At 64.1% G+C, this 13,636-nt stretch carries 10 protein-coding genes; 1 reads left to right on the forward strand and 9 read right to left on the reverse strand.

The features are described 5' to 3' along the window. The first annotated feature begins 99 nt into the window (after positions 1-99). Positions 100-2,511, forward strand: a complete 2,412-nt coding sequence (locus QZ613_RS13620) for a tetratricopeptide repeat protein (protein ID WP_291866261.1) — start codon at positions 100-102, stop codon at positions 2,509-2,511. A 398-nt stretch (positions 2,512-2,909) separates the two neighbouring features. On the opposite strand, the gene QZ613_RS13625 is transcribed toward QZ613_RS13620, so the two are convergent. From QZ613_RS13625 to QZ613_RS13665, 9 genes are all read right to left on the reverse strand, one after another. Continuing rightward, entirely contained in the window at positions 2,910-3,731 is an 822-nt protein-coding gene (locus QZ613_RS13625; protein ID WP_291866258.1) for a neuromedin U, read from the reverse strand. A 32-nt stretch (positions 3,732-3,763) separates the two neighbouring features. Next, on the reverse strand, positions 3,764-6,007 hold the full coding sequence (locus QZ613_RS13630) for a patatin-like phospholipase family protein (RefSeq protein WP_291902861.1): 2,244 nt from the start codon (positions 6,005-6,007) through the stop codon (positions 3,764-3,766). A gap of 96 nt (positions 6,008-6,103) precedes the next feature. Beyond that, positions 6,104-6,703, reverse strand: a complete 600-nt coding sequence (locus tag QZ613_RS13635; RefSeq protein WP_291866251.1) for a hypothetical protein — start codon at positions 6,701-6,703, stop codon at positions 6,104-6,106. A gap of 31 nt (positions 6,704-6,734) precedes the next feature. Next, positions 6,735-6,989, reverse strand: a complete 255-nt coding sequence (locus QZ613_RS13640; RefSeq protein WP_291982864.1) for a TIGR02647 family protein — start codon at positions 6,987-6,989, stop codon at positions 6,735-6,737. Positions 6,990-7,069: 80 nt separating this feature from the next. After that, entirely contained in the window at positions 7,070-8,650 is a 1,581-nt protein-coding gene (locus QZ613_RS13645) for a protein adenylyltransferase SelO (protein WP_043562870.1), read from the reverse strand. A 73-nt stretch (positions 8,651-8,723) separates the two neighbouring features. Continuing rightward, a complete protein-coding gene (locus QZ613_RS13650) occupies positions 8,724-9,710 on the reverse strand; it encodes a DUF533 domain-containing protein (protein WP_291982867.1) in 987 nt (328 codons plus the stop codon). Between the two features lie 197 nt (positions 9,711-9,907). Further along, positions 9,908-11,284, reverse strand: a complete 1,377-nt coding sequence (locus QZ613_RS13655) for a surface-adhesin E family protein (RefSeq protein WP_291982868.1) — start codon at positions 11,282-11,284, stop codon at positions 9,908-9,910. A gap of 229 nt (positions 11,285-11,513) precedes the next feature. Continuing rightward, the gene (locus QZ613_RS13660) at positions 11,514-13,178 is read right to left on the reverse strand and encodes a cation acetate symporter (protein ID WP_291866240.1); all 1,665 of its coding nucleotides are present in this window, start codon (positions 13,176-13,178) and stop codon (positions 11,514-11,516) included. Beyond that, positions 13,175-13,495 carry a DUF485 domain-containing protein gene (locus QZ613_RS13665; RefSeq protein ID WP_291866322.1) on the reverse strand — a complete coding sequence of 107 codons (321 nt, stop codon included), beginning with the start codon at positions 13,493-13,495 and terminating at the stop codon, positions 13,175-13,177. Before QZ613_RS13665 ends, QZ613_RS13660 begins: the two co-directional genes overlap by 4 nt. Positions 13,496-13,636 lie beyond the last annotated feature (141 nt).

Genomic DNA, 13,636 nt, shown 5'->3' on the forward strand with positions numbered 1-13,636 from the left:
CTCGCGAGGCCTTGCAGGCTGTGCTGGCGGGCTGTCTCGAAGTGACACCTCGCCGTCGTGATGTAACCGACCTGCCGCGCAGCGCCCAATGACCCGAACATGACCCGAAAATCGCGAGGTGCCGTCAGGCGGCCAGCCGAAACGCCGGCACCCTCGGCCGCCAGCGCGAGTGCTGCCAGCCCGGCGAAGCGACGCCATCTCTGGCTGGCCGTCGGCGTGGCCGTGCTCCTGGCGATTGCCGGGATCGGCGTCGTGGTCACCCGACCTGTGGCACTGCCATCGCCGGCCGCCGCCTCCGTCCCGGCGCCTGCGAGCTACGTCGGCGCAAATAGCTGCCAGACCTGTCACCAAAGCGAGTTCGCGGCGTGGACCGGTTCGCACCACCAGCTGGCTATGCAGGAAGCCACGGATAGTTCGGTCCTGGGCGACTTCGCCAACGTCGAGTTCACGCACAGAGGCGTCGAGTCAAGGTTTTTCAAGAGCCCCGACGGCCAGTTCATGGTGCGTACCGATGGCCCGGACGGCAAACTCGCCGACTACCCGATCAGCTACACCTTCGGCGTTTACCCGCTGCAGCAGTACCTGATCGCTTTTCCCGGTGGCCGTTACCAGGTCCTGCCGATAGCCTGGGATAGCCGGCCAGGAAGCGAAGGCGGGCAGCGCTGGTTCCATCTTTATCCCGACCAGAAGCTCGATCATAAGGATCCGCTGCACTGGACCGGTATCTATCAGAACTGGGCGTTGCAGTGCGCCGAGTGCCACTCGACCAACCTGCGCAAGGCTTACGACGCGCCCAGCAATAGCTACCAGACGACGTTCAGCGAGATCAACGTCGCTTGCGAGTCCTGCCACGGCCCGGCTTCGGCGCATCTCAGCTGGGCGAGCAAAGCCAAGGCGCCGTACGCTGCGCACGATGACAAAGGCCTGCTGTCGCTGAAGAGCGGTGGCAGCGGGGCCTGGCACTTTCCTGACCGGGAAGCAAAGTTTGCCGTTCGCGATCAGCCCGCCGATCCGGCCGGGATGAACAGCTGCGGCGCATGTCATTCGCGGCGCGCCACCCTGAGCGAGGCCCGCCAGGCGGGTGCCCCGCTGTCGGACAGCCACCGCCTGGCGATGCTCACCGCGCCCAACTATTACCCGGACGGCCAGCAGCGCGAAGAAGTCTATGTCTGGGGCTCGTTCCTGCAGAGCAAGATGCATCAGCGCGGCGTGACCTGCATGGACTGCCACGAACCGCACTCGCAGAAGCTGCGCGCCGAAGGCAATGCGCTGTGCACGCGCTGCCATCAGGCAAGCGAGTTCGACGCGCCCAAACACCATCGGCACCAGGACGGTGGCAAGGGCGCGCAGTGCGTCACTTGCCACATGCCGTCACAGAACTACATGGTCGTCCACGCGCGGCCGGATCACAGCCTGCGCATTCCCCGTCCCGACCTGTCGACGGCGCTTGGCAGCCCGAATGCCTGTACGCAGTGCCATGCCGACAAACAGCCCGCCTGGGCCGCCGCCGCAATGGACGGGTGGTACGGCAAGACCTGGCGCGACCGTCCACATTACGGTTTCACCCTGCACGCCGGTGAGACACAGGGTGTGCGTGCCTTGCCGAGTCTGCTCGAACTGGCCAGCAGCACGGCTCAGCCAGCGATCGTTCGCGCGACCGCGCTCACGCTGGCGCAGCCTTATGCCGGCCCCGCCACCTTGCCGGCCGCGCGGGCGCTGCTACTCGATTCCGATCCCCTGGTGCGCAGCGCTGCGCTGGGCATGCTCGAGCGTACCGACCCGCTGAATCGCGCGCTGAGTGCCTCGCCTTTGCTGCTGGACCCGGTTCGTGGCGTGCGCATCGAGGCGGCACGAATCCTCGCCGATGTGCCGGATAGCCAGTTGCCGGCTGGTCGGCAGGCGGCTCGCGAGGCGGCTTTGCAGGAGTATGTCGCGGCCCTTGAACAGGAGGCCGACTGGCCGGCGGTGAACGTAAATCTTGGCAACTTGCGTCTACGTCAGGGTCGTTTCGACGCGGCGATCGCCGCTTTCCAGCGGGCGATCGTCCTGGACAAGAGTTTTACCGGCGGGTATGTCAACCTGGCCGATGCCTGGCGACAGCAGGGGCGCGAGTCCGAGGCGGAGGAAGTCCTGCGCGCGGGCCTGGCCGTTCTGCCCGACGCCGCCGATCTGCACCATGTACTGGGCCTGCTCCTGACCCGCAAGGGCGAGAGCGGCGCAGCGCTGAAGGAATTTTTCGAAGCCGTCAGGCTGGCCCCGGACAATGCACGTTACGCCTACGTCCAAGCCATCGCGCTGCACTCAGCCGGCAAGCGCGAGGCAGCTCTGGCGGTGCTGCGCGACGCCAACAAGCGTCATGCCAATGACCTGGAGATACTGAGTGCGCTGATTTCGATCAGTCGTGAAACGGGTGACCAGCGCGCGGCCCTGCGCTATGCGAGGCAAGCCGCCGAGATCCTGCCAAATGACCAGAACGTGGAGCAGTTGGTGAGAGAACTGGAAGGCCGCTAGTACAGCGTTGCATTCTTGATGCGACTATTGGCCACTGCTGAAAGCAGGGCGAAAACCCGGTGGTGCTGAAATTCGCAGGGTCCATGCCGGGCGGCCCTCGTCGCCACCTCGCAATGACGAGCGGGCTGGCGTGTTGCCGCCGTCCCGACGAGGCTCTCAGCAAGCCCGACAGCCGCGCGCAACCCGCGCGCAACCCCCGCGCAACCCCCGCGGTGGCCGGGATGTATATGTCCCACCCTGCGTGCAACACTGCACTGGGAGGAGTATGACCACGATGCAGGTGGCTCTTCTCGCTCTTGTTCTTAGCCTCGTCTCGTGATGCGGTAATTGGACACGGATCACGAGATCGGGTGCCCGGCGCCGCCAGCATTGGCCTCATCAACCGCCAGGCGGCGCGCCTACTTTGGAAACATCAACTGCACCTGCAGGCGCAGCTGCCAGTTGGCGGCGTTGTCGGGATGGGCGACGTTGTAGTAGGCGCTGAGCTGGGTGTTTACCGGCAGTTTTCCAAAGTGGAAGATCTTGCCGACACCACCGCCGAGGGGCACGGTCCAGCGCTGGCTGCTGTCGGCCTTCCAGTCGGCGGTGACGATCGGCGCCGACGTCAGATACAGGCCACCCTCGAAGTTGTAGTTGAGGAAGGGCTGGAGCAGGAAGTTGTTGTAACTCGCGTCGCTGCCCGATCCGACCGACCAGACGTTGTTGACCAGAAAGCCATACACCCAGGGATCGCCCTTCTTGAGGTTGAGCATCACGAACGAAGGGCCCAGTCCCCAGCGGTCGTTGCCCAGGGCGTCGTTGCTGTTGGTTGGCATCTGGACGACCGCGCCCGCACCCCAGATGGCACCCTTGGGAATCGCCGGCGAGAGGAAGGCGGTGAACTGCAGGTCGCCGATGCCATTGATCCGGTCTTCGCCGGAGACGAAGGCCGGCTGCGAAATTACCGGCACGATGGTGCGGGTGATGACGTTCCACTGCGAGTTGACCTCGATCGGGATCACCGGCTGGATGTTGAGGATGTTCTGCGTGCCGTCGCGCGGCCCGACATTGAAGTTGGTATTGTTCTGGAAGGGTACGCTGATCAGGTTGCCGACCGGATTCTGCGCCAGTTTGGCGAGTTCCTCGGCGCTCATTTCGGCGCTCGCCGGCGAGGCGAACGCCGCCGCCAGCGACAGGGCGCCGAGAACCTTGCTTGTTTGCCATTTGCCTTGGGATTTCATGTTTCGGCTCCGCATATGTGAAGGCCTGCAGTTCAGGGGGTTCCGAGGAACAGGTAGAAATTGGAATAACCGCCAGTCGACCCGGCGTTCGAGTAGCCGTAACCCAGGTAAACCGGACCCAGTGGCGTCTCGCCGCCAAGATAGACCGCAACGCCCGGGATCCAGCCGTTGAGTTCGGTTTCCGTAAACGGCCGGCCAACCTTGGCCGCCTCGAAGGCGGCGCCGACGCGCAGGTCTCCGCGCAGGCCGAGCGGCAGGCGACCGATGATCCGCTCGGCACGGATACTGCCGTAGCTCATGTTGTCCCCCTTCAACTGTCCGACGGCAAAGGCGGTCATGTTCAGCATGCCGCCCAATTGTCCGAGATCGTACACGGGCAGCTGGCCGATTGGCGAGCCCTGGTACGAGAGCCGGCTGGCCATGACCCAGTCGCCGACATTCCAGTAACCGCTGGCACCGGCGTCGAGGCGACTGTAGCCCTCGGCGGCAGAGTCGAAGTACTTCACGTTGCTCGACCAGCCCCTGGTTGGGAAGTAGAGTCGATCGGTCTGGTCGATGTCCAATGCCGCAAACCAGCCGCCATAGGTCTTCGTCTCCTCGGGGAGGAATGGCGAGCCGGTGTCTAGCTCACTTTTTCGCCAGTTCTCCTGCCAGCCCAGGCGCGCCTGACCAAGGAGGCCTATGTTCGCTCCACCACCAAGGCGAAGGGTGGTCTGGGAAATCCTGTACTCGGCAAGCTTGTTGTCGTTCTGGTAGACGCCGGTTATGCGGTTCAGGTAGCTGGCGTTGGCTTCGAGGAAGAAGCGCTGCTGCGCGTCGACCGGTTGGTAGAGGTCGGCGCCGAACCCGGACTGCGAGCCGATTTCGCCGTAGGCGAGGAATTCGCCGCCGAGCGTGTTGAGCCAGGTTTTCTGATACGCGGCGCGCAGGCTGTACGTCGAGTCGGTACGGAAATTGCTGTCGAGGTTCACGCCGAAGCGCATGTAGTCAGGCCCCCAGCCTTTCTCGACCGGCGTCACCCGCAGAATGTTGCGTTCGCGTAGCGTGGTGTCGAGCGCGTAATCGACGTGCTCGTAGTAGCCATCGCCATACGCGCGCATCAGATCGGCGTCCACCTTGGACGGATTGACGGTGTCGCCCGGTTTGATCTCCAGATAGCGTTTGACCACCGCCGGGTTGACCAGCTTGAGCCCGGCGACCTGCACTTCGTCGACCCGTGGCGCTGCGTGCACGGGTGGCTGCATCTGCGCCACCCATGCGGCGTAAGCGGTATCACTGACGGCCAGCGTGCGCAGGCGGTCGGCGACCGCTTCGGCAGCTTCCGCACCGCGATCTGCCGTTTCCGAACTGCGCTTGAAATCGCCCGCCGTGATCCCCTCGAGATCGGGTTTGATATAGATGTCGGTCGGCTTGAGCGTGGCCAGCGAGCGCGTCACGTTCTGCTCGGTGAGGATGTTCACCATCTGTGCGGAAACGCTCAACAGGCCGCTGATGTCCTCGGCCTTGAGCAGCGGCGAGCCGACGTTGACGGCGATGATGACGTCGGCCTGGCAGCGGGTGCGCGCCTCGTCGATCGGCACGTTGTCCACCAGGCCGCCATCGACCAGCTTCCTGCCATCGGACTCGACCGGCGCCATCAGGCCGGGAACCGACATGCTGGCGCGCATCGCCTCGGAAAGGCTGCCCTTGCGAAAGACCACCCGATCGCCGCTGACGATATCGGTGGCGATGATCGACAGGGGCAGCGGAAGCGCGCCGATTTCTCGTTCGCCCAGATAGTCGCGGACGAGCACGTTGAAGAACAGTTTGATCTTCTGTCCCATGACGATTCCCGGCTGTCCCTTGACTCCCTGTGGCCCGACGCCCGTCTCCGAACCCGGCAGGAAGCGCTTGTCGAGGGTCTTCTTGCGAAAATTCTGCTGGTTCAGCGGCGGATCGTCGCGAAACAGGTCGTCCCAATCGGCTTCCGCCAGCTTGCTGCGCATGGTCGCAGGCGCCAGGCCGCTGGCATAAACACCGGCGACCAGTGCGCCCATACTGGTACCGGCAACGCAGTCGACGGGTACGCGCAGTTTCTCGAGCACTTCGAGAACGCCAATGTGCGCCGCACCGCGTGCGCCGCCGCCGCCGAGGACCAGGCCGACGCGCGGCCTGGCCGCCTCACCACCGGTGGCTGTCTGCGCCAGCGCGCCGACCGCGAAAAAAAACAGCCACGCGGCAAGGGCCATGCGCCCCAGCCTGCCCGCAGCGGTCGCTGCGAACTCCTCTTTTCTCACTCCCTACTCCTTGTCTGGGTCGCCGGACAACGAAAGCGCTGCCGGCAGGCGGAAGTTGCGCACGATCCTCGCTCCGGCGCAGCCAACGCAATGGTTCTACTGGTTCAGCGCCTCGTCGGGAAGGTAGCCGACGCCGCCCCAGTTGGCCTGGAGAACGACGCCCTGGTCGGTGAGCTGATAACTCGACAACATTGGATTGAACGAGATGCTACCGTCGAGGACCAGCCCTTTTCCGGTACCGGGCTTGAAGGTGGCGTCGCCCGATGCGCTGACGTCGGCGCCGACGGCGCCGAAGGTGTCGAACAGATCGCGGTTGCGGAAGATGATCAGTTGTCGGAAGCGCTTGTAGCCGACGCCGGGACCGGTGCCGACGCGAGCCATCTTCATGTACCTCGTCTTGCCGGTCCTGTTATCGGTGAGCACGCCGGCACCATCGCCCATCACCAGCAGGACGATGTTGTACTGCGTCGAGGTGAAAACGCCATAGCCCACGGCGTTGGCGATTTCCTCCCTGATCTCGGGTTTTCTGGCGACCAGGTCGGCGACCGTCTGCGCGCGCAGCTCAAGCAGCACTTGACGCCGCGCCTCGATCGCCGGGTCGACTTTCGACTGCCCGCTGCCTGTCGCACAGGACACCGTGAGCAGTACGAGAAGGGCTGGCACGAGAGTTCGCCATGCTTTTTCGGTCAATTTCATGGGGGCCTCCTGCGGGTGGTTTTGGAGCGAGCTACCCGTGAGCAGCCATCGGGAGCGAGTCGAGAATGGTCAGCGCGGCCTGGGCATTCTCGGCGGCATCGCGGCCAAGGCTGGTGAGGTAGCCGCCGTCGATCTGCGTCAGCAGACCTTTGGCGTGCAGGCGCTGGGTGGCGGCGACGACTTCGGGAGCAGCGGTCTTGTGGATCTTCAGCCCGTGCAGCGGGCTTGCCAGGTCAAAGCGGGCCAGGATGTTCAGTTCATCGACCAGGTCGGGCGTGAAGGGCATGGCGAGTCCTCATTGGAGCTAGCGTTAAGGCGCGGTTGCGCTTGGGGGCTACATTCTAGCGCGAGCTGTACGCGGCGCTCTCAGGAACTGCACGAGAGCATCGAGCAGCCGGCCTTGTGGCGGGCCCAGTCGGGGCGCCGGGCGCTGAATTCCGCCCGCCCTGGCTGCTCCTGGTAGGGGCGGCGGAGGACTTCGAGGAGTTCGTGAATGGTCTGTGTGTCGCCCTGCTCGGCCCGCTCGATGGCCTGTTGCGCCAGGTAGTTGCGCAGGACGTAACGCGGGTTAACCTGGTTCATGGCAGCAATGCGGCGCTCTGCGGGCTGTCCGTCGTGACGCAGGCGAGCGCTGTAGCGCGCCAACCAGCGTGCGAGGTCGGGCGCAAAGCGTTGCCTGAGGTCTTCACGATAGAAGGATTCACGCAGGACTTCCGCATCGGGCTGGTCGATGTCCAGCTGCGCCAGCTGGCGGAAGAACTCGGTCATGTCGATTTCGGCCAGACGCATCACTTCGAACAGCTCGCCAAGCAACTCGCCATCGGCGGGCGTCCAGCTGCGCAATCCGAGCTTGCCGGCGAAAGCGGTGCAGAACTCGGCCGAATAGACTTCGTCGTAATGCTCGAGAGCCGCCGCCAGCTCCGCCGAGCGCGCCGCCTTCTCTGCCATCGGCGGTTTGGGCAGCAACGGGGCCAGGGCGTCGGCCAGTCGTTCGAGGTTCCAGCGGGCGATTTCCGGCTGCCGGGCAAAGCAGTAGCGGCGGCTCGAGGCGTCCGTCGTGTTTGGCGTCCAGGCGGGGTCGAAGTTGTCGACCCAGCCGTAGGGCCCGTAGTCGATGGTCAGACCGAGGATCGACATGTTGTCGGTGTTCATCACCCCGTGGACAAATCCGACGCGCAGCCAGTGCGCCATCAGGCGGGCGGTGCGCTCGCAGACTTCGCGGAACCACACGGCCAGCTTTTCTCCGGGTGCGACCAGCAGTGCAGGGAAGTCACGGGCGATGGTGAAGTCAACCAGGCGCTGCAGCAGTGCGTGCTCGCCGCGTGCGGCGAGCAGTTCGAAATGACCGAAGCGGGTGAAGGAAGGCGCGACGCGGCAGACCACGGCGCCGGGCTCGGCGATCGGATGGCCATCGTAGAACATGTCGCGGACGACGCTTTCACCGCTGCCGACGAGACTCAGTGCCCGCGTCGTTGGCACGCCCAAGTGATGCATCGCCTCGCTGCACAGGAACTCGCGGATCGACGAGCGCAGGACTGCGCGGCCGTCGGCTCGGCGGGCGTACGGTGTCGGGCCGGCGCCCTTGAGTTGCAGTTCGAAGCGCTGGCCGCGCCGATTGACCGCCTCACCGAGCAGAATGGCCCGGCCGTCGCCAAGCTGCCCGGCCCATTGCCCGAACTGATGTCCGCCGTAGCAGCTCGCGTAGCTGACCATTCCCGGCAGCAAGCGGTTGCCGGAGAGGGCGGCAAGCATCTCCGCCGACGCCATGTCCCGATCGTCGAGGTCGAGGTCCGCCGCGACTTCCCGCGAATGTGCGAGCAGCGTTGGCGCTGCGACGGGTGTCGGAGTCACCGGTGACCAGCAGGCGGCGCAGACTTGCCGCGGTTGGTTGCGCAGTTCGGTGTCGCCCGGCAGCTCTCGGACGAAGCGGTTATCGAAGTTCAGCATCGGCGCCGCACGGCGCGCTTTCCAGGTGGGCAGCGCGACGGCGCGGGGCGACGACGCATTCGCGGTCGGCGCATCAGCCCTGGCGAACCATGTCGATGATCTTGGCGCTGTCCAGCGTGCGTGCGCGCGCCTGTATTTCGGGCAGGTAACGGCGGTGCAGGCTCTTGGCCTCGCCGAGCATGCTGTCGAAGCTGCTGCGCAGCATCTCGCTGGAAAAGCTGCGGCCGCCGGCGTAGTAGCGTCTGGCCACGTGGCCGAGGGCGTAAGTGCTGGCGAAACTCATTCCCGAGCTCACCGCCTGCTTGCCCAGACCGCGCAGGAAGCCACCGCCGATCTTGCCGAGCAGGCCACCGAGGAGCTTGCGACCTGCCTGTTCGAGATACTGGGAAGTCAGGCCGACGCCGAGGGTGGCGAGAAAGTCCTTGATATGCCCGCGGTCGAGTTCGAAACCGTAGGACTTCCCGATGCGATAGACGAGCTTCATCTGCAGCGGAATGATGGCCATCGTCGACAGCGATTCGGGAAGCAGTTCGAGCGCGCCATTGAGGATCGAGGCGTTGAGAATGGCCTGGTCAATCTCGGCGTCGCTCATTGTCGAGGCCAGGCCGGCGGCCGCCGGCCCCGGTGCACGGACGGTCGGGGTCGTGCCGGGTGTCGGCGGCGCCGCACTGCCGGTGGCCACCGGCAGTGCGGCGATGGCTTCGGCCTGTTCGCTGTAGGCGCTGGCCTGCTGCTCGTCGAGTGCCAGGGCAGCGCGCAGATCGTCGAGAAAGGCCTTTTCGGCAGCCGATTGGACGCCATCGGCGTCACACACGCAGACGGCCATTTCAAAAGCCAGTTGCCGCGTCTCGGGGGTGGTCAGTGCTGCCGCGGCCGCGGCCATCGAGACCCGCTTGAGCAGGACGTCGTGATACAGTGCTGCGATATTGAGCGAGCCTTCGCCGGCCAGCGCGTCGGCGATGCGCTTGATCTCCGCTCGTTCGCTCTCGTTCTTGCCGCCGTCGGCGAAGGCGGCCATCAGGCTGAGGGTGAGGATGGCTTCCTGTTGCTGCTCGTTCATGCACTTTCTCTTCGGTCAGGATGCGATTGTGAGAGGCGAGTGGCGAGTATCGACAAGTTCCGCGCCGGAAGCAAGGCGCGCGTGGCCGGTTTCGGCAGAGGACATTAGCGGCGCGCACCCTGGAGCGGCCTTGGTCGAAGTGGTCCGCGTGGCGGCGGAGTCGCGCTGTCGCGCCGTCCGTCGCGGCAGTGTCGTGCTCAGCGCGACTCCTTGATCATCCGCGAATGCCTAGGCTGCACGGGTCGGGCGTTGTACGGGTAGAGGCGCGAGAAGATTTTCAGTTGTTCGGGAGAGAGTTGCTGTGGCTTCTTGAGTACCAGCCAGAGGACATCTTCGCTGCACGGTGGCGTGGTCAGCGATCCCATGTAGGTGAAGTAGCTGCGGTCCTCGGGAAGCAAGGTGACCAGGTCCAGGGCCTGCTCCGGCGGTTGCACGTATTCATTCTTCTCCAGCGGCAGGTTGTTCCACACGCTCTGGATCAGCGGATTTTCGGCGCCCTGTTCGAGCAGCACCGCGACGACCGCCAGATCGCCATCCTCGGCCTGGTGTACCAGGTGGACGACCATGTCGAAGGATTGACCGTTCACGCGTTCTTCGGACGGTCGATGGAAATGGAACTGGACCAGATCGTAGGTCTTGCCGAGCAGCCCGATGTTGCTGCCGCCGACATCGACCTGCACCGTGTGGCCGTTGTCGATGACGCGAAACTGCGACCGGCGGTAGGTGAAGCGAATCGGTTCGAGATCGACACCAAAGCCGTCGCGGATGTCGATGGGCGATTGCCGCTTACCACTCGCGCACAGCGCGTAGTCGGGTCGCAGTTTGCCCCAGTTCTCTGGCCGGCCCTCTCCTTCGTAGGACCATGGAATCTGTGCGTGTGCGTAGGCGGCAAGAAGGTCGTCTGCGTCGCTGCTCCCTGCTGGCGCGTGCGCTGGCTGGTGTGCTCCCTGGCGCGCGGCGACCTGCACGGGAGGCCGACGCGCAGCCACCGAGGGGGTGGGCTTTCGGGCGGGTGGGCTCGCTTCTTCGCGCTCTGTCCTTTCCGCAGCCCGTGTCTGCAGGTTGGCGCGCTTCACTTCCTGGCGCACCAGGGCCTCGTTGGCCTTGCGCAGTTCGCCGGCGGCCTCGCTGACTTTCTCGGCGGTTTTCCTGGCCGCCAGGACTGCTTCGTTTCCGGGTCTCGGTCGGCAGACTTCGCGCAGCAGCTTGTCGTCGAGCATTCCGCTGCGTACCGGCATTTCGATCTGCACCTTGACGTCTTCTTCGCGAAGCAGTTCACCTTCGTCCTTGAAGTAGCGCCGTTGCAGCGTGCTGTAGCTACGCGTCGCGCAGTCATAGTGGTTGACCGCCTCGACGATGCGGTACGACGACGAGGTGCGCGGATCGACGATGGGTTTGTCGAGGACGATTCGCCCGTGGGCTTCGGTTTTCCCGTTGGCGACCTTCTTGATGCTTGCCTTGTCGATTTCGATGCGCCTGCCGGGCTCGTCGGAAATCAGCTGCCAGCTTGCGCAAGCCGTTGCCGGCACGATGGCCAGCAGCGAAATGGCCAGAAGCCTGAGGTCTGAAAGCATGCGGGACTCCCTTGGTTCGTGCAGCGCGTCAGTGTATTCACGGACATTTACGGTGAAACTTTAGCGGATCTGGCGAGCGGCGGGCCCGTTTCTTGTGCGGCGATCGGTGGTCACGGCCCTGCACTTCCCGGTCGGGTCGCGTCGGGAGAACTGGCCGGCAGGCAAGAAAAAACCCTGGCGGGCCGTTTGGCGCCGCCAGGGTTTGCTTGCGTGGCAATGCTCGGACTACTCAGTGGCTGGCACCGGAAGCGCCAAAGCCGGTCTGGGCACGCACGTACTGGTCTTCGAAGGCTTCACGTTCCTTGGTCGCCCGGGCGCTGCTGTCCGAGACCGAGAAAACGTAAGCGCAGATGAAGGCGATGGGCATCGCGAACAGCGCCGGTTGCGTGTAGGGGAACAACGGCGCTGCATTGTGCAGGACGTCGACCCATACCGACTTCGAGAAGACGACGAAGAGGACCGCGGAAGTGACGCCGCTGTAACCGCCCCACAGCGCGCCGCGGGTGGTCAGTCCCTTCCAGTACATCGAGAGAATCAGGACCGGGAAGTTGGCAGCGGCAGCAACGCCGAAGGCCAGGCCGACCATGAACGCGATGTTCATCTTCTCGAACGCGATACCGAGGATGATCGCCAGGATACCGAGAGCGATGGTCGCTATTCGCGAAACCTTGATCTCTTCCTTGTCGGTGCATTCGCCTTTGCGGATCACGCGTGCGTAGATGTCGTGCGCAATCGCCGAGGCGCCGGCCAGGGCCAGGCCCGAGACGACGGCCAGGATGGTGGCGAAAGCGACCGCCGCCAGGAAGCCGAGCAGCATGTTGCCGCCAACCGCATGCGCCAGGTGCATGGCGACCATGTTGCCGCCACCGATCAGCGCGCCCTTGATGTCACCGCCCTCGAAGTACTCGGGGTTCTGACCGACCAGCAGGATGGCAACCAGGCCCATGAGGAAGATGACGTTGAAGAAGAAACCGACGAAACCGGACGCGTAGAGCACCGACTTGCGGGCTTCCTTGGCGTTGCCGACGGTGAAGAAGCGCATCAGGATGTGCGGCAGACCGGCGGTACCGAACATCAGACCCAGGCCGAGGGAGAGCGCCGTGACCGGATCGGAGAGCAGGCTGCCCGGCGCCATCAGCGAGGTACCCTGCTTATGAACCGCCTGCGCCTTTTCGAGCAGGGTGGTCAGCGAAAAACCGAACTGCGAGAAGCCGAGGATCAGCACCAGCGTGCCGCCGAAGAGCAGCAGGCAGGCCTTGATGATCTGCACCCAGGTCGTGGCCACCATTCCGCCGACGGTCACATAGACCATCATCAGAACGCCAACGGCGAAGATCGCGACGTTGTACTCGAGGCCGAAGAGCAGCTTGATCAACTGCCCGGCGCCGACCATCTGGGCGATCAGGTAGAAGACCACGACGACCAGCGATGAAAGTGCCGCCATGGTGCGCACGCTGGGGTCGAGGCGATACGAGGTGATGTCCGAGAAGGTGAACCGGCCCAGGTTACGCAGCCGCTCAGCCATCAGGAAGAGGATGATCGGCCAGCCGGCGAAGAATGCCATCATGTAGATGTAGGCGTCGTAGCCGCGGCTGAAGGTCATCGCCGTGAGACCGAGCAGGGTTGCCGCCGACATGTAGTCGCCGGCGATCGCCAGACCGTTCTGGAAGCCGGTGATGCCACCGCCGGCGGTATAGAAGTCGGCGGTGGACTTGGTGCGGCCAGCTGCCCAGTAGGTGATGCCCATGGTCATCGTCACGAAGATCATGAACATGATGATCGCGTGCCAGTTGGTCGGTTGCGTCTGGATCTCGCCTTGCAGGGCCGGCCCGGCGGCAGCGGCCATGCCGGAGAACGCCAGCAGGGCGAGTGCCGTTGTGAGTCGCTTTATCATTTGGTCTCCTTCTGCGCTTCTTTGATGATTTGGGCCGTCAGGTCGTCAAACTCGCCGTTTGCACGGCGGACGTACAACAGCGTCAGCAGCCAGAAAAAGACGAACATGACCAACTCCGCCGTGTAGCCGATGGCCCACATCGATCCCTCGGCGATTGGTTGCCCGAGCATCTTGGGGTTGAAGGCGATCAACATGAAGAAGCCGTAGAAGATGATCAGCACGATGGCTGCCAAAGTCCACGCAAACCTTCCTCGCTTCTGCACCAGTTCGTCGAACTTCGGATTGCGCCGAAGCCGCTCGTAGATAACACTACTCATTTTTTTTTCCTCCTGATTTGTCTTGCGAAAGAATTGTGAGACCAATTTTTCAAGAATTGACAAGACCACTCCCCTCGGGGCGTTGAATACTAACCCAGATCGATTCATCGTTCAATGCAGGGTTTTTTCGCGTTTTTTGCC

Source organism: Candidatus Accumulibacter sp. ACC005 (assembly GCF_907163215.1).
Lineage (GTDB): Bacteria > Pseudomonadota > Gammaproteobacteria > Burkholderiales > Rhodocyclaceae > Accumulibacter > Accumulibacter regalis.